Origin of the sequence: Marmoricola sp. URHB0036, assembly GCF_000426045.1 — a bacterium.
In the GTDB taxonomy this organism is placed as follows: domain Bacteria; phylum Actinomycetota; class Actinomycetes; order Propionibacteriales; family Nocardioidaceae; genus Marmoricola.
On sequence record NZ_AUEP01000005.1, the window covers coordinates 346,601 to 363,098 of the forward strand.

Genomic DNA, 16,498 nt, shown 5'->3' on the forward strand with positions numbered 1-16,498 from the left:
ACCCGCGCCGTCTCAGGACTGCGTGGCGCTGGTCTCCTCGGCGTCCTCGTCGGCGCTGTCGACCGGCTCGGTGGCCGCCTCGACCACGTCGGCCGCCGTCGGCGCCGCCTCGGCGTCGGCATCGGGGTCGCCGATGCTCCCGTCGGGACGCAGGTTCTTCAGGTCCACGGTGTTGCCGGACTCGTCGGTGACGGTCGCACCCTCGACGATGCGCGCCAGCGCCTTGCCGCGCACGACCTCGGCGACCATCTCGGGGATGTGGTTGTGCTCGACCATGTGCTTGATGAACTCGTCGGGGTTCTGGCCGGACTGCTGGGCACGCCGCATCAGGTGGGCGCTCAGCTCGTCCTGCTCGACCCCGATCTCCTCGGCCTTCGCGATCTCGTCGAGCAGGAACTGCGAGGCCATGGCGTCACGGACCCGCTTCTCGAGCTCGGCCTCGAACTCGTCGACGGTCTGCTTCTCGTTGTCGAGGTACTGCTCCATCGTCATGCCGGCGTACACCAGCTGCTGCTCGATCTCCTGGCGACGCCCGGCGAGCTCCTCGGCCACGACGCTCTCGGGCAGCGGGATCTCGGCAGCGTCGAGCAGCTGCTCGAGGACGGCGTCACGCGCGGCGGCCGCCTGCTCGAGACGCTTGCCGCGCTCGAGGCGAGTGGCGACGTCGTCGCGCAGCTCGGCGACGGTGTCGAACTCCGAGGCGGTCTGGGCGAAGTCGTCGTCGAGCTCGGGCAGCTCCTGCTCCTTGACGGCCGACAGCTTGACGTTGACCTCGACCTCCTCGCCGGACAGGTCGCCACCGAGGAGCGAGGACGTGAAGGTCTTCTCCTCGCCGGCGCTCAGCCCGCGGAGCGCCTCGTCGATGCCGTCGAGCATCTCGCCGGACCCGAGCTTGTAGGAGTAGCCGCTGACCTCGCCACCCTCGACCGCCTCGCCGTCGCGCGTGGCCTTGAGGTCGATGGTGGTGACGTCGCCGTCCTGGGCGGGACGGTCGACGTCCTTGAGGGTCGCGAAGCGCTCGCGCAGCGACTCGACCTGCTCGTCGACGTCGTCGTCGGAGACGGTCACGTCGTCGACCTGCACGCTGATGGCGTCGTACGACGGGACCTCGATCGTGGGGCGTACGTCGACCTCGGCGGTGAACTCGAACAGCGAGTTGTCCTCGAGCTTGGTGACGTCGATCTCGGGCTGGGCCAGCGGCTGCAGGTCGTTCTCCTGCAGGGCCTGGACGTAGAGCTTGGGGAGGGCGTCGTTGATCGCCTCGTCGAGGACGGCACCGCGACCGACCTGGCGGTCGATCACCGGCGGCGGGACCTTGCCCTTGCGGAAGCCGGGGATGTTGATCTGCTTGGCGATGGCCTGGTACGCCGCGTCGAGGCTCGGCTTGAGCTCCTCGAAGGGCACCTCGACGGTGATCTTGGCCCTGGTGGGGCTCAGCGTCTCGACGGCGCTCTTCACAGGGTTTCTCCTTGGTAGTTCGGTGATCGTTCGGGTCTGCACACAGTCGGGGCGACAGGACTCGAACCTGCGGTCTCCTGCTCCCAAAGCAGGCGCGCTAGCCACTACGCTACGCCCCGCCAGAAGGCCCCAATTGGCGCTGCCAGGGGCTTCTGAGAGCGGATGACGGGAATCGAACCCGCGTCATCAGTTTGGAAGACTGAGGCTCTACCATTGAGCTACATCCGCGCACGCTCCTCGATGCGTTTTCCAGCGAGGGCGGGGACCATCGTGCCACAGCGGACCCCGCGGTCACGAACCGGCGTCAGGAAGCCGATCTGCCGTGCAGGCGCCGGTGCACCACCACCAGAGCGCGGTCGTCGTTGGTCTGCTCCATGGAGTCGATGAGCAGCTTGGCGCCGCCGTCGAAACCGCTCTGCACCAGCCGCTCCCCCAGCCCCGCGAGCTTGTCCATGCCCAGCGAGATGTCGCGCTGCGCCGTCTCCACCAGCCCGTCGGTGAACAGCAGCAGCCCGTCCCCGGGGTTCAGCCGTCCGCCGATGGGCTCGAAGTCGGCGTTCTCGAGCAGCCCGAGGGCCGGCCCGTCGGAGTTGAGCACCGACCAGCGACCCGAGCCGGCGTGCAGCCAGACGGCGGGCGGGTGACCCGCCTTGCGGAGCTCGAAGGCACCGGAGACCAGGTCGAGGTGCAGGTGGATCGCCGTGGCGAAGCCCTCACCCCAGTCCTGGCCCATCAGGTAGTCGTTGGCCGCCGGCAGGAACTGCTCGCCGGGGAGGGCCGAGACGATCCCGTTGAAGGCACCGGACAGGAACAGTGATCGGGACCCGGCCTCGACCCCCTTGCCCGAGACGTCGACGACCACGAGCTCGAACTTGTCGTCGGAGGACCGTCTGGCCACGATGAAGTCGCCGGCGAACGAGGTGCCCCCCGCGGACTTCACCACCGACTCGACCAGCCACTCGCGCGGCAGCTCCGGCAGGTTGCCCTGCTTGGAGATGCGGTCGCGCAGGTCCACGAACATCGATTCGCCCAACGGGCCCGAGACGCCGAGCCTGCTGCGGCGGAACGAGGTCGCCATGATCAGCAGGGCGATGGCGAAGGTCACGACCGCGCGGCCGATGGCGCGCAGGCTGACCGTCGGCTGGTCGACCAGGAGCACGCAGAAGCACGCGCACACGAACACGATGAACCACGGCAGCGACCGCGGGCCGAGCCAGAGGCTGCCGATGAACATCGGCAGCAGGAGCACCGTCGAGGGGATGTACTCGGGGTAGACGATCCCGCCGAGCGTGCTGGAGAGCGTGAGCAGCACCAGGAACACCAGGGCTGGACGGTCCGAGACCGACATCTCCCGACGGATGCGCAGGGAGAACCCGCGCCACGGCGCACGGTTCGGCAAGGTGTTCTCCCCTGGGGTGTCCGAAATGTGGAATGCCTAGCGTACGGCCCGGGACCGGAACGCGGGCTGACATTGCGGACACCAGAAGAGATTTCGTCCCGCGAGCTCGGCGGTCCTGATCCGGGACCCGCAGACCAGGCACGGCTGACCCGTACGCCGGTAGACGTAGACCTCCCCACCGTGGTCGTCGACCCGCGGCGGGCGACCCATCGCCTCCGGGGTGTGCTGCGTGTGCACGGTGTCGATCCGCCCGGTGCGCACCCCCTCCTGCATCAGCGCGACCAGGTCGTCCCAGATGGAGCCGAACTGGCCGACGCGCAGGGTGCTGCCGGGGCGGAGCGGGTGCATCCGGTGCCGGAACAGGACCTCGGCGCGGTAGACGTTGCCGACTCCGGCGATCACTGCCTGGTCCAGGAGGAGGTCGCCGATCGGTCGGTGGCTGCGCTTGATCCGCGCCCAGGCCCGGGTCGGGTCGGCGTCGGGGCGCAGCGGGTCCGGCCCCAGCGAGGCGATCACGTGGTCGTGGCGGTCGCGCCCGATCAGGTCGCACTGGATGGCGCCCCGCAGGTCGGCGTACGTCGCCTCGTCCTGCAGCCGCAGCCTGACCTGGCCCACCGGCTCGGGTGCCGGCCCCGGGTGCAGGTCGAACGTGCCGATCAGGCCCAGGTGGATGTGGATGAACCGGTCACCGGGAAACTCGACGAACAGGTGCTTGCCGGCCGAGTCGGCGCCGACCAGGGTCTCCCCGTCGAGCAGCGCGGCGTCCGCGGCGAACCGGCCTTGCGGACTGCTGACCCGGACCCGGTGGCCGGTGAACGCGGCGTCCAGGTCGTCGGCGAGCCGGCGGAGGGTGTGCCCCTCAGGCATCGTCGCGGATCGCGGAGTCCGGCAGCGGCGGGAGCTCGCCGGTCGACTCGTAGTCCGCCAACATGCCGATGCGGCGCGCGTGCCGCTCCTCACCGGTGAAGTCCGTGCGCAGGAAGATCCCGATGAATCGCGTCATCTCCGCGACGGTGTGCATCCGGCCGCCGATCGAGATCACGTTGGCGTCGTTGTGCTGGCGGGCCAGTGCCGCGGTCTCGTCGCTCCAGGCCAGCGCTGCCCGGACACCCTTCACCTTGTTGGCCGCGATCTGCTCGCCGTTGCCGGAGCCACCGATCACCACGCCGAGACTGCCCTCGTCCCCGACGACCCCTTCGGCTGCCCGGAGGCAGAACACCGGGTAGTCGTCCTGGGCGTCGTACACGAACGGGCCGTGGTCGACCGGCTCATGGCCCTGCTCGCGCAGCCACCCGACCAGGTGGTCCTTCAGCTCGAGGCCGGCATGGTCGGATCCCAGGTGGACTCGCATGAAACCGATCCTTGCAGACCCACGACCACGCGGGCGCGTCAGTCCGTGCCGCGCTGCGGGGTGGCCGTGCCGTGCATCCGACGGGCGTACCTTCGGAAGGCCCACCGGCCGAGGACGGGGAGGATCGGCCGCAACGGTGCCGGCAGCTTGGCGACCTCCAGCGCGATGGCCTCCGGGTCGCCTTCGTAGAGCATCATCCCGAAGCCCGTCAGCAGCATGCCCTTGGGAATCGACTCCATCCCGCGCTCGGTGAACTCCTCCCACTCCCCCGGCGTGATGTGCCGGGCCATGAGCGGCAGCACCCGCGACTCCTCGGCGTCGAGGTGCTCGCAGAGTGCCGCGCCGAGCCCGGCGAGGTGGTCGGCCAGCCGCGTGCCGTCGTCGACCGACGCTGATGCGCGCCACACCGAGACCAGCGGCGGGCAGCCGTCCAGGAGCCGGTGGACGCTCTCGTGCTGGTCCTCCATCAGCTGCACGAGTGGTGCGAGCTCGTCCGGTACTCGTTCCACGAGCCGGTCCCAGAGAAGCTCGTCCTCGATCGAGTGGTGGTGCTCGACGAGGCCGGTCCACAGGTCCACGTGTGCGGCCACCTCCTCGGCGCGGCGGACGTCACCGACCCGGACGCGACGTACGGCGGGAACGGCCAGCCGTAGCTCGCGGCGGAAGCTGGTGTGGGCGACGACCATCATCCGCACGTCGGTGAGCCCTGGACCGAACAGCAGGCTCGGCGCCGTCGTCTCGGCGCTCACCGGGAACCACCCAGGCGGTCGGCCAGCGCCTGGTGCGCGACCTGGCCGTAGTACTCGTACATGTCCGCGATCAGGCCGTCGCGGAAGGTGACGCGGATGGCCAGGAGGTTCTCGTAGCTCCCGCCGCCGACGAGGTCCGCCACCATCCGCTCCTCGACGATCGCGACGTCGGGGTCGGCGGTCTGGTGGAAGCGCACGTCGTGGACCTCGATGCAGGTCGCCGCGGCGCCGAACCCACCGAACAGGGCACGGAACTGGTCGCGACCCTCGACGGTCGGCGGGATCCCCGCGACCGGGTAGGCCACCGAGTAGCGCGGTTCCGCGGTCCAGTGGGCGAGGAACTCCTCGATGTCGCCGGCGTACAACGCAACGGCGGCGGCGCGCCAGGTCGCCTCGTTGCGGGCGCGGGCCATGGTCAGGTCGGGAGTGGCGGTGCTGGTCGTGGTGGTCATGTCGTCCTCCGTGGTCGATCGGGCGGGCTTGTCGGGTACGACGCTGCCCGCTGCTCCGGCTCCGAACATCGGGGGAATCCCTGTCCCTGGAACCTCCGGGTGCGATGCTCGCGAGGTGGACCTGGTGGGTCGGGAGCGTGAGACGGCGGAGCTCATCGCTGCGCTGGACGCCATCGCTTCGGGCGAACGCAGGCTGCTGCTGGTCCGCGGCGAGGCCGGCATCGGCAAGACCCGCCTCTTGGAGGACCTGGTCCGGAGGGCAACCGCGCGGCGGTTCGAGGTGCTGACCGGCCGGGCCACCGAGCTCGAGTCGGACATCCCGCTGGCGGTGTTCCGCGAGGCGCTGCCCGACCTCGTCCCGATCAGGGCGGAGGACCCGGAGGCGCGCTGGCAGCTGTTCCGCGGCGTGGCCGAGTCGTTGTCGGGCGCGGGTCCGCTCGCACTGGTGCTGGACGACGCGCACTGGGCCGATCCACTCTCGCGGGAGCTCCTGGAGTCACTGGTCCGACGTCCGCCCCGCGGCCCTCATCTGCTGGTGGTGGCCATGCGTCCCGGCCCCCTGGCGGACGCCGTGCTGGGCGCGGCGCGCTCTGCCGCTCGCTCGCCGACCGTGCTCGAGCTCGCTCCCCTGGATCGCACCGCGTCCGACCGGTTGATCGGCCCCGACCGCCCGGCCGAGGACCGCGCGAGGATCTTCGAGAGCTCGGGCGGGAACCCCCTGTTGTTGCAGGAGCTGGCCAGGAGCGACGCCGCCGCTGTACCGAGTGGCATCCTCGCGGCGGTCTCCCTCGAGCTGGCGCCCCTGGGGGACGACGCGCTCGCGCTGGTCCGCGCGGGGTCCGTGCTCGGCGACCCGTTCGACTCCGACCTCGCTGCCGTCACGGCCGAGCTCACGCCGTCGTCCGGCGCGGTAGCGGTCGACGAGCTCCTGGCTCGTGGGCTGGCGCGTCCGGCCGGGACCAAGCAGCTCACCTTCCGGCACCCGGTGATCCGCACCGCGGTCTACGAGAGCCAGCCGGTCGTCGTACGCCTGCGACTGCATGCGCAGGCCGCGACGGCGCTGGCCGCGCTGGGCGCACCGGTGCCGAGCCGGGCCCGCCACCTCGCTCACGTCGCCGAGCCAGGCGACGTGGACAGCGCGGCCGAGCTGCGCGACGCGGCGCGGATGGTGCGCCGGCAGGCGCCGTCGATCGCGGCGGACTGGATGCTCGCCGCGAAGCGTGCGGCGCCACCTGCCGAGCTGTCGTCGTTCTCGGACCTCGCCGAGGTCCTCGTCCAGTCGGGTCGCCTCGCCGAGGCGCTGGCCGTCGCCGACGAGGGACTGCTCTTCGGCCAGGGTTCCGCGGAGCACCGCGTCCGGCTCGTGCTGTCCGCCGCGTCGGTGGAACGGCTCCTCGGCCGGCACGAGGGTGCGCGTCGTCGGCTGGTGCGGGCCATCGACGAGCCGTCGCTCTCCGAGCGGCTGACCGCTGAGGTCGCGGCTGCCCTGGCCCTGTCGGCCTACGAACGTGGCGAGTACGACGAGGTGGGGTCGTGGGCCGAGGCCGCTCGAGCCGGCGACGGACTGGTCGGGGCGGCTGCGCGATCGATGGTGGCGCTCGGTCATCTCTTCAGCGGGCGGCTCGACGAGGCCGAGTCGGAGTCGACCGCAGCCGTGGCGATGGTGCGGGACGCGACCGACGACGAGCTGGCGGTGCACGCCGAGCTGCTGATCGCGACCGCGTGGTCGTTGGTCGCCGTCGAGCATCTCGACGACGCACTGCTCGTGAGCAGGCGCGCCTCCGGCGCTGCGCTGCGGGCGGGCAACGGCGCCGCGGCCGTGCCGCTCCTGCTCGCCGAGGTGCTCACCCTCGGGCTGCTCGGGCGCACCGAGGAGGCGGCCGAGGTCTCCGACCGCGCCGAGGTGGAGGCGCGGCTGACGCGGAACGACCAGTCGGTGCAATGGGCACTCTGGATGCGGGCCTGGGTGCTGCTCGAGCACGGCGACCTCGACACAGCGCTGCGCGGAGCCGAGGAGAGCGTCGCGCTGGCGCGCCGCCTGGACCAGTCGGCTCTCGTCACCATCGGCAACGCCGTGCTCGGCTCGGCCCTGCTGGCAGACGGCCGACCGGAGCTGGCGGAGCCCCTCATCGCGGCGTACGACGTCGAGCCGGGCTGGGTCTGCCGGTGGGCCACACAGCTGGTCGAGGCCCGGATCGCCCTCGGCGACCTCGAGGGCGCGGGGGAGGCGGCGGACCGGGCAGCCACCCTCGCCGACGGCACCGGGCTCGCCGGCGCCGTCGCAGCGGCAGAGCGCGCTCGTGCGGTGGTGCTGGCTGCGCGCGGGGAGGCCGCCGAGTCCGCGGAGCTGGCGATCGCCTCGGCAGAGCGGGCCGACTCCATCGGCGCCGAGCTCGACGCCGCGACGGCCCATCTGCTCGCGGGTCGGGCGCTCGCCGCCATCGACAAGGAAGCAGCAGTCACGCACCTCACGCAGGCGCACCGGTTGGCGCAGCGGCGTGGCTCCCGTCGTACGGCGGACGCGGCCACCCGCGAGCTGCGCCGGCTCGGTCGGCGGGTCGGTGTGGGCGGAGCGCGCTCGTCCAGCCGCCTCGGGGTGGACGCCCTCAGCAACCGCGAACGGGAGATCGCCGAGCTGGTGGCCCGGGGGCTGACCAACCGCGAGATCGCCGCCCGGCTGTTCCTGAGCGAGAAGACCGTGGAGTCACATCTCTCGAAGGCCTTCGGGAAGCTCGGGGTCTCCTCGCGCGCGGCACTCGCAGCGCAGGTGACATCCGCGACCTGAGTGCGTCTAGGAGGTCAGCCGGGCGAGCTCCTCGTCGACGACCGCGGGGTCGAGCTTGGTGAACACCGGGACAGGCTTGGAGACAGGGGTGCCGACCTTGATCGGGCTGCGTTCCCAGCGGGCGGCGCCCGTGTAGTCGCCGGTGATGACCGGGTAGCCGGCTCCGCCGTCGAGGTCGTCGGCCTCCTCGAGCCGCGGCATCGGCTGCACCTCGCCGCTGCCCCCGAGCACCGCGTCGACCGCGTTGGCCGAGAACGGCAGGAACGGCGACAGGATCCGGTTGAGGTCGGCCACGCACTGCGCGACGACGTGCAGGATCGTGCCCAGCCGCTCGCGCTCGTCGTCGCCCTTGAGCTTCCAGGGCTCGTTGTCGGAGACGTACTTGTTCACCTCGGCGACCGCGCGCATGGCCTCGCCGATGGCGCCCTTCTGCCGGTGGCGGCCGATCAGGTCACCCACGACGCCGTACGCCGCGTCCACGTGGTCGAGCAGCGCCTGGTCCTCGGCGCCGAGCTCGCCGGCGGCCGGGATCTCCCCGAAGCTCTTGGCGATCATGTTCGCGGTGCGGTTGACCAGGTTGCCCCAGCCGGCGACCAGCTCGTCGTTGGTGCGGCGTACGAACTCGCTCCAGGTGAAGTCGGAGTCCTGGTTCTCGGGTCCGGCGGCCGCCACGAAGTAGCGGAACGCGTCGGGCTGGTAGCGGCTGAGCAGGTCGCGGACGTAGATCACCACGCGCTGTGAGGAGGAGAACTTCTTGCCCTCCATGGTCAGGAACTCCGAGGACACCACTTCGGTCGGCAGGTTCAGCTCGCCGTACTCCCCCGGCTTGCCGCCCTTGTCGCCCTTGCCGGAGTACGCCAGCAGCTCGGCCGGCCAGATCTGGCTGTGGAAGGTGATGTTGTCCTTGCCCATGAAGTAGTAGGACAACGACTCGGGGTCGTTCCACCACTCACGCCAGCGGTCCTCATCTCCTGTACGACGGGCCCACTCGATGCTCGCGGAGAGGTAGCCGATCACCGCGTCGAACCACACGTAGAGCCGCTTGGTCGGGTTGTCCCGCCAGCCGTCGAGGGGCACCGGGATGCCCCAGTCGATGTCGCGGGTCATCGCGCGCGGGCGGATGTCCTCGAGGATGTTCTGGCTGAACCGGATCACGTTGGGCCGCCACAGCCCGGTGGCCTCGCGCTCGTCGAGCCACACCTTGAGCGCGTCGGCCAGCGCGGGCAGGTCGAGGAAGAAGTGCTGGGTCTCGACGAACTCCGGCACCTCGCCGTTGATGCGCGAGCGCGGGTTGATCAGGTCGGCCGGGTCGAGCTGGTTGCCGCAGTTGTCGCACTGGTCGCCGCGCGCGCTCGGGTAGTCGCAGATCGGGCAGGTGCCCTCGATGTAGCGGTCGGGCAGGGTGCGGCCGGTCGACGGGCTGATCGCGCCGTACGTCGTCTGCTCGATGAAGTAGCCGTTGTCGTAGACACCGGTGAACAGCTCCTGCACGACGGCGGTGTGGTTGCGGGTCGTCGTACGGGTGTAGAGGTCGTAGGAGATGCCGAGGGCGACGAGGTCCTCGGCGATGATCCGGTGGTTCTGGTCCGCGAGCTCCTGCGGCGTGACCCCGGCCTCGTCGGCGGCGATCAGGATCGGGGTGCCGTGCTCGTCGGTGCCCGAGACCATCAGCACGTCGTGGCCCGCCATCCGCATGTAGCGGCTGAACACGTCGGAGGGCACGCCGAAACCGGCCACGTGGCCGATGTGGCGCGGGCCGTTGGCATACGGCCAGGCGACGGCGGACAGCACTTTGCTCATTCGGGGTCCCCGCGGAAGCGTGACACACGCGAGCGCAGCGAGCCGCTCTCTCGGTTTCGTGGGGTGAAGTTCATGCGGGAATCCTAGGGGCGGCACGGAAGCCGTTTAGTCTCGACCCGTGGCCACTCTGATCGCCGAGGACCTGTTGCTCCTGCTGCTCGACGACGAGTCGGGCAAGCTCACCAACACCACGTTCCTGGACGCCGGCCTCGGTGGGGCGCTGCTCGTCGAGCTCGCCCTCGGGGAACAGGTGGACGTGGTCAAGGGCAGCGGACTGTGGGCGCGGGCCAAGGTGCACCCGACCCCGGCACCGGCGCCGACACACCCGGTGCTGGCGGAGGCACTGGCGATGGTCGCCGAGAAGGAGCGCACCGCCCAGGACCTCGTCGGACGCCTGGGCAAGGGGCGCCGCGAGCCGCTGCTCGAGGGTCTCGAGGCAGCGGGGATCCTCGCGCGTCGGGACGACCGGGTCATGGGTCTGTTCCGGCGTCGACGCTGGCCCACGCGTGACGGGGCGCACGAGGCCGACCTGCGCCGGCGCCTCGGTGACGCACTGGTCCGTGGCGCCTCGCCGGAGGAACGAACAGCGGCACTGATCGCGGTGCTCTCCGCGATGGACCTCGCCCACAAGGTCGTCGACCCCGACGGACTCCCCCGGCGTCAGCTCAAGGCGCGCGCCAAGGAGATCGCCGACGGTGACTGGGCCGCCAAGGCGGTGAAGGACGCGATCACGGCCGCCCAGGCCGCGATGACGGCCGCGGTCGTCGCCGCCACGGCCAGCACGGCCGCGACGTCAGGCTGAAACAGTCAGGCTGAGACCGTGCGGCCGGCGAAGGCCGCGATCGCGTCGTAGGCGTCCCCGCCCTCGGGAGCCGGCTGCTCCGGACCGAAGGTCTCGCCGCGCATCTCTGCACGCAGGTTGGCGCGCATGAACTCCAGCCCGTGCCCGGCGACCTCGGGATCCAGGTCGCTGGTCGACCGGCCCAGGGCGTGTGCCAGGTCCCACGTATGGACGGCGAACTCCGCCGTCATCCAGGCGGGATCCATGCTCCCGGCGTCCTTCTGGCCCACGACCTGCATCAGGTCGTCCGCGGCCGAGCGGAACGCCGGCGCCCAGCCCTTCTCGAAGTGCTGGGGGGCGGCCGACCAGTCGGGCTGCTCGCCACGCGCCATGACGGTGAACTTCCCCGGTGCCGCGACGATGTGGTCGGCGAGGTCGCCGAGCGTCCAGTCGGCGCACGGTGTCCGTGCGTCCAGCTGGACGGCACTGACGTGGCCCAGCAGGTCACCCAGCTGGTCGAGGGAGCGGGCTAGAACCGAGAGCGTTGCTTCGCCTGACATGTCGGGCACGCTACGCCCGCGAGGGGTTCAGCTGAAGTCGAGATCGCCGGTGCGGGTGCGCTTGATCTCGAAGAACTGCGGGTACGACGCCAGGGTCACACAGGCGTCCCACAGCTCGCCGGCCTGCTCGCCACGGGGGGCCTTGGTGATCACCGGGCCGAAGAAGGCAACACCGTTGACGTGGATGGTCGGGGTGCCGACGTCGAGACCGACGGCGTCCATGCCCTCGTGGTGGGAGGCGATGACGGCCTCGTCGTACTGCTCGTCGTCCATGGCGTCGGCCAGCTCCACGGCCAGGCCGGCCTCCTCGAGAGCACTCTCGACCAGGGACCGGTCGACCTCCTGCTTCTCGTTGTGGATGCGGGTGCCGAGGGCGGTGTACAGCGGGGCGAGGGCCTCGGCGCCGTACTTCTGCTCGGCGGCGATGCAGACCCGGACCGGGCCCCAGGCCTTCTCGAGCCCCTTGCGGTAGTCCTCGGAGACGTCCTTGTCCTGGTTCAGGTAGGCCAGGCTCATCACGTGCCAGTGCACCTCGATGTCGCGGACCTTCTCCACCTCGAGGATCCACCGGGAGGTGATCCAGGCGAAGGGACAGCGCGGGTCGAACCAGAAGTCAGCATGGGGAGTGGTCATACCAACCCAAACCTCGACGGTGGGTCAGATCATTCCCGTTGCCGGAAACAACAGTCGTGTGGTCCCTCGACCGTCCGACACGAGTGGGCCATCGCTTCGCCTGGATGACATGATGCCGGACATGCCCGGAACCAACCTGACCCGCGACGAGGCGCAGACCCGCGCCCGGTTGCTCGGTGTCGACTCCTACACCGTGGAGCTCGACCTGACGACCAGCGAGACCACCTTCGACTCCACGACGACGATCGCGTTCACGTGCACCCAACCCGGTGCCGAGACGTTCGCGGACCTCGTCGGCGCCACCATCCACGAGCTGACCCTCAACGGGCGGAGGCTCGACCCGGCAGAGGTGTACGCCGACAACCGGATCAGGCTGACCGACCTCCAGGACGTCAACGAGCTCGTCGTACGCGCCGCATGCCCCTACTCGCGCACCGGCGAGGGCCTGCACCGCTTCGTCGACCCGGCCGACGACCGCGTCTACACCTACACCCAGTTCGAGGTGCCTGACGCCCGCCGGGTCTACGCGACGTTCGAGCAGCCGGACCTGAAGAGCGTCTTCCACTTCCACGTCACCGCGCCCGAGGGCTGGGCCGTGGTCTCCAACGCCCCCACTCCCGAGCCCCGACCGCTCGGCGACGGCAAGGCGCTGTGGGAGTTCCCCGCCACCGAGCGGATGTCGACCTACATCACCGCGCTGATCGCCGGTGAGTACCACGCCGAGTTCGCGACCTACCGCGGCAAGCACGGCGAGATCCCGTTGGGGCACTACTGCCGGCAGTCGCTCGTCGAGCACATGGACACCGACGAGCTGGTCAAGATGACCTGCCAGGGCTTCGAGTTCTTCGAGGACGCGTTCGGCTACCCCTACCCGTTCCACAAGTACGACCAGCTCTACGTGCCGGAGTACAACATGGGCGCGATGGAGAACGCCGGTGCGGTGACGCTCCGCGACGAGTACCTCCCGCGCAGCCGCCAGGACGCCGCGTTCTACGAGTTCCGCTGCTCGGTGATCCTGCACGAGATGGCGCACATGTGGTTCGGCGATCTGGTCACGATGAAGTGGTGGGACGACCTCTGGCTCAACGAGTCCTTCGCCGAGTGGGCCTGCTACCACGCCGCCGTCGAGGCCACCGAGTTCGACGAGTCCTGGACCGGCTTCACCAACGCCCGCAAGAACTGGGCCCTGCGCCAGGACCAGCTGCCCAGCACCCACCCGATCGCCGCGGACAACTACGACCTCCAGGCTGTCGAGGTCAACTTCGACGGCATCACCTACGCCAAGGGCGCCTCGGTGCTCAAGCAGCTCGTCGCGTGGGTGGGCCTCGACAACTTCCTGGTCGGCCTGCGCGCCTACTTCGGCAAGCACGCCTTCGGCAACTCCGAGTTCAGCGACCTGCTCAGTGCGCTCGAGAAGTCCTCGGGCCGTGAGCTCGACTCCTGGGCCAAGGAGTGGCTGCAGACCAGCGGCGTCAACACGCTCACCCCGCAGTTCGAGATCGGTGAGGACGGCAGCTACACCTCGTTCTCGGTGCTCCAGACCGCTGTCGTCGAGCACCCGACGCTGCGCCGGCACCGGATCGGCATCGGCCTCTACGACGACGTCAACGGTCGCCTGGTCCGTCGTACCAATGTGGAGGTGGACGTCGAGGGCGAGAGCACCGCGATCGAGGAGCTGGTCGGCGTACGCCAGCCCGACCTGCTGCTGCTCAACGACGGCGACCTCACCTACGCCAAGATCCGCCTCGACGAGCGGTCCCTCGCAACCCTGGTCGGCGGACTCTCCCGCCTCGACGACTCTCTCGCCCGCGCGCTGTGCTGGGGAGCCGCCTGGGACATGACCCGCGACGCGGAGATGCGCGCCACCGACTTCGTGGCCCTGGTGCTCGGCAACATCGCGGTGGAGACGGACGCCTTCGGCTCCTCGCGGATCCCCGGGTACGCCGCCCAGGCCGCCAACAACTTCTCCGACCCGGCCACCCGGGCCGAGCTGCGCGCAGCCTGGGAACAGGGCGTCCGCCGGTTGCTCGACGAGGCCGAGCCGGGCAGCGACCACCAGCTCACCTTCACCCGCTCGTTCGCCTCGGCGGCCCACACCGGGGAGGCGCTCGACGACCTCGAGGGGCTGCTCGACGGCTCGCTCGTGATCGAGGGACTCAGCATCGACACCGACCTGCGCTGGACCCTGCTCAGCGGGCTGGCCCGCGCCGGCCGGGCCGACGACGAGCGCATCGCCGAGGAGCTGCGCCGCGACAACACCATCTCCGGCCAGGAGCGGGCTGCGGCAGCACGCGCCGCCCGACCGACGGCCGAGGCCAAGGCGGAGGCTTGGGAGATCGCGGTCGTCCGCGACGACGTACCCAACGAGACGCAGCGCAGCGTGGTGCTGTCCTTCATGCAGCACGGGCAGGACGAGCTGCTCGCGCCGTACGTGGAGAAGTACCTCGAGGTGGCGGAGACGCTGTGGGAGCGCAAGGGCACCCAGCGGGCCTCGACCGCGCTCGAGTTCCTCTTCCCGCGCCCGCTCGCCTCCCGCGAGCTCCTCGACCGGGTCTCCACCTGGCTCCAGGACTCAGCGGCCAACCCCGCCGCGAAGCGCTACGTGCACGAGGGTGCCGCTGACGTGGAGCGCTACCTGGCCGGACAGGCGAAGGACGCGGGCGAGCGCTGAGGGGTCAGCGCTGCTCGTGCAGCGACAGCGGCTGACGGGCGGCCTCGGCGAGCTGGCCGACGCCGTGCTTGATCCCGCCGACGAGGTCGCCGCCGGAGAAGGCCGACTCCATGCCGGCCACGGCCAGGCGGACGGCGTCGTCACTGAGCGAGCGGCGTACGACGGAGCCGGTGACCACCTCGAGCTGGCGGGCCGTGGGGTCGACCATGATCAGCACGCTGCGAGCGGGCGCGGCGAGCGACGCGTGCAGTCGGTGGGCGAAGGCGCGCGACTCGGCGCTGGCCGGACCGACGTAGACGGAGAACTCGAAGCGGCACGCTGTCTCGGCCGCGCGGATGGCGCGGTCGATCTCGGCCTCCTGGGAGGCGGAGAAGTCACCAACGGCCACTGATGCCTCCTGCGCCCTGCGAGCTCTGCTCGATCTGGTCGGGGGTCACGTCGTCGGCACCCTTGACGCCCTTGGTCGGGCCGCCGAACCACTCGGTGTCCCCGCGCCACGACTGGCCGGGCTCGTAACCCTTGTCGCTGGCGAGCGACGGCAGCACCACCAGCAAGGTGATCACCGCGGCACAGCCGAGCGGCAGGATCAGCAGCACCATCAGGAATCCGAGTGGCGAGACGTCCGGCGGCTGTTCCCAGGCGGCCGGCGTGTCGGCCGCGGCCGGCGAGACGAGTGCGCCCAGCACGAACCAGGCCGCTCCGAGCAGCAGGAGGACCGGGCGGAGGCGGCGACGGGCCGAGTCGTGAGTCAACACACACGCAGGATAGCGATTCGCGGCTTGGTCAGCGTCGCCCGGCCCTCGTAGCCTCCCTCACATGCTTTCGCTGACTTCTGTCCACTCGGCACCGACGCAGGCGTTCCTCGACATGCCTGCCACCTGCCGGACCAGTGACAGTGACAGCTGGACGTGTGCGGCTGTCTATCACTGGACCGGCAACGAGACGCTCGCCCACGGAGCAACGTGGCTGATCGGCAAGCCACTGGCCATCCTCGTCATCCTGCTCGTGGCCGTCGTGGTGCGGTGGCTCGCCTCCAAGGCGATCGACCGCGTCGTACGCCGCGCCGAGAACGCCTCCCTGGGCGCCGGGCGGGTCGGTCACAACCGGCGTGCCGCGCGAGCCAGGAGCCTGGGCTCGTTGCTGAAGAGCATCACCACGACGGTCGTCTTCGGCATCGCTGCGGTGATGATCCTCGACGAGCTCGGCATGAACGTCGCCCCGATCCTCGCCAGTGCCGGGGTCCTCGGCCTGGCCATCGGCTTCGGCGCGCAGAACCTCGTCAAGGACTTCCTGTCCGGCGTGATGATGATGGTCGAGGACCAGTACGGCGTCGGCGACGAGGTCGACCTCGGCGAGGCGATCGGCACGGTGGAGCACGTCGCCCTTCGCGTCACGCGCGTCCGCGACGTCAACGGCACCGTCTGGTACGTGCGCAACGGCGAGATCCTCCGCGTCGGCAACTCCAGCCAGAACTGGGCCCGCACGGTGCTCGACGTCAACGTCAGCTACGACCAGGACCTGCGCAAGGTCCGCGAGGTGCTGCAGGACGTCGCCCACGGTCTCTGGGACGACGAGGACTACAAGGACGTCATCCTCGAGGAGCCCGAGGTCTGGGGCGTGCAGGCGCTCAACCCCGACTGGGTGACGGTCCGCGTCACGCTGAAGACCGCGCCCCTGAAGCAGTGGGGCGTCGCCCGCGAGATGCGCGAGCGCATCAAGGCGCGCTTCGACCACGAGGGCATCTCGATGCAGGTGCCGCAGCGGCTCTTCTGGCAGCAGGGTCCTGGGCAGGTCATCACCCCCGACGGCGCACCTGAGTAGCACTACTCAGCACACCTGAGTCCGGTCGCCGACGCGCG

General features: G+C 70.5%; 15 protein-coding genes and 2 tRNA genes. 4 read left to right on the top strand and 13 right to left on the bottom strand.

Translation table 11 applies throughout. The features are described from left to right. Positions 1-12: 12 nt before the first annotated feature. From tig to H976_RS28570, 8 genes are all read right to left on the bottom strand, one after another. Positions 13-1,458, bottom strand: coding sequence for a trigger factor (gene tig / locus H976_RS0106620; RefSeq protein WP_027860905.1), 1,446 nt, complete (start codon positions 1,456-1,458; stop codon positions 13-15). A gap of 46 nt (positions 1,459-1,504) precedes the next feature. Next, positions 1,505-1,577 (bottom strand) — tRNA-Pro (locus H976_RS0106625). 38 nt (positions 1,578-1,615) lie between these two features. After that, a tRNA-Gly gene (locus tag H976_RS0106630) sits at positions 1,616-1,686 on the bottom strand. Between the two features lie 76 nt (positions 1,687-1,762). After that, the gene (locus H976_RS0106635) at positions 1,763-2,857 is read right to left on the bottom strand and encodes a PP2C family protein-serine/threonine phosphatase (protein ID WP_027860906.1); all 1,095 of its coding nucleotides are present in this window, start codon (positions 2,855-2,857) and stop codon (positions 1,763-1,765) included. A gap of 36 nt (positions 2,858-2,893) precedes the next feature. Continuing rightward, complete coding sequence (locus tag H976_RS0106640; RefSeq protein WP_027860907.1) at positions 2,894-3,724, bottom strand: Fpg/Nei family DNA glycosylase; 831 nt, start codon at positions 3,722-3,724, stop codon at positions 2,894-2,896. After that, positions 3,717-4,208 (bottom strand): ribose-5-phosphate isomerase, encoded by a 492-nt coding sequence (locus H976_RS0106645; RefSeq protein ID WP_027860908.1) that lies wholly within the window; start codon positions 4,206-4,208, stop codon positions 3,717-3,719. The genes H976_RS0106640 and H976_RS0106645 overlap by 8 nt, the downstream gene beginning before the upstream one ends. A gap of 38 nt (positions 4,209-4,246) precedes the next feature. Then, the gene (locus H976_RS0106650; protein WP_051276319.1) at positions 4,247-4,957 is read right to left on the bottom strand and encodes a hemerythrin domain-containing protein; all 711 of its coding nucleotides are present in this window, start codon (positions 4,955-4,957) and stop codon (positions 4,247-4,249) included. Beyond that, a complete protein-coding gene (locus H976_RS28570) occupies positions 4,954-5,478 on the bottom strand; it encodes a nuclear transport factor 2 family protein (protein ID WP_051276321.1) in 525 nt (174 codons plus the stop codon). The genes H976_RS0106650 and H976_RS28570 overlap by 4 nt, the downstream gene beginning before the upstream one ends. A gap of 55 nt (positions 5,479-5,533) precedes the next feature. Between H976_RS28570 and H976_RS30985 the strand changes: the two genes are divergently transcribed. Next, complete coding sequence (locus tag H976_RS30985; protein ID WP_196803984.1) at positions 5,534-8,194, top strand: AAA family ATPase; 2,661 nt, start codon at positions 5,534-5,536, stop codon at positions 8,192-8,194. A 6-nt stretch (positions 8,195-8,200) separates the two neighbouring features. On the opposite strand, the gene metG is transcribed toward H976_RS30985, so the two are convergent. After that, positions 8,201-9,994, bottom strand: coding sequence for a methionine--tRNA ligase (gene metG, locus H976_RS0106665; protein WP_027860911.1), 1,794 nt, complete (start codon positions 9,992-9,994; stop codon positions 8,201-8,203). A 118-nt stretch (positions 9,995-10,112) separates the two neighbouring features. Here metG and H976_RS0106670 point away from each other — a divergent pair, with 118 nt between their 5' ends. Next, positions 10,113-10,796, top strand: a complete 684-nt coding sequence (locus H976_RS0106670; RefSeq protein ID WP_027860912.1) for a GPP34 family phosphoprotein — start codon at positions 10,113-10,115, stop codon at positions 10,794-10,796. A 5-nt stretch (positions 10,797-10,801) separates the two neighbouring features. On the opposite strand, the gene H976_RS0106675 is transcribed toward H976_RS0106670, so the two are convergent. Together H976_RS0106675 and H976_RS0106680 are read right to left on the bottom strand one after the other, a co-directional pair. Then, a complete protein-coding gene (locus H976_RS0106675; RefSeq protein ID WP_036224935.1) occupies positions 10,802-11,335 on the bottom strand; it encodes a maleylpyruvate isomerase family mycothiol-dependent enzyme in 534 nt (177 codons plus the stop codon). Between the two features lie 27 nt (positions 11,336-11,362). Then, entirely contained in the window at positions 11,363-11,968 is a 606-nt protein-coding gene (locus H976_RS0106680; RefSeq protein WP_027860914.1) for a DsbA family protein, read from the bottom strand. Between the two features lie 121 nt (positions 11,969-12,089). Here H976_RS0106680 and pepN point away from each other — a divergent pair, with 121 nt between their 5' ends. Then, positions 12,090-14,639 (top strand): aminopeptidase N, encoded by a 2,550-nt coding sequence (gene pepN / locus H976_RS0106685; RefSeq protein WP_027860915.1) that lies wholly within the window; start codon positions 12,090-12,092, stop codon positions 14,637-14,639. Positions 14,640-14,643: 4 nt separating this feature from the next. Here the strand turns inward: pepN and H976_RS0106690 are convergent, their stop codons facing one another. Further along, positions 14,644-15,027 (bottom strand): DUF5130 family protein, encoded by a 384-nt coding sequence (locus tag H976_RS0106690; RefSeq protein ID WP_027860916.1) that lies wholly within the window; start codon positions 15,025-15,027, stop codon positions 14,644-14,646. Then, complete coding sequence (locus H976_RS0106695; protein ID WP_027860917.1) at positions 15,014-15,394, bottom strand: hypothetical protein; 381 nt, start codon at positions 15,392-15,394, stop codon at positions 15,014-15,016. The genes H976_RS0106690 and H976_RS0106695 overlap by 14 nt, the downstream gene beginning before the upstream one ends. Before the next feature lie 61 nt (positions 15,395-15,455). Between H976_RS0106695 and H976_RS24920 the strand changes: the two genes are divergently transcribed. Continuing rightward, positions 15,456-16,460 carry a mechanosensitive ion channel family protein gene (locus H976_RS24920; protein WP_231388808.1) on the top strand — a complete coding sequence of 335 codons (1,005 nt, stop codon included), beginning with the start codon at positions 15,456-15,458 and terminating at the stop codon, positions 16,458-16,460. Positions 16,461-16,498: the final 38 nt, after the last annotated feature.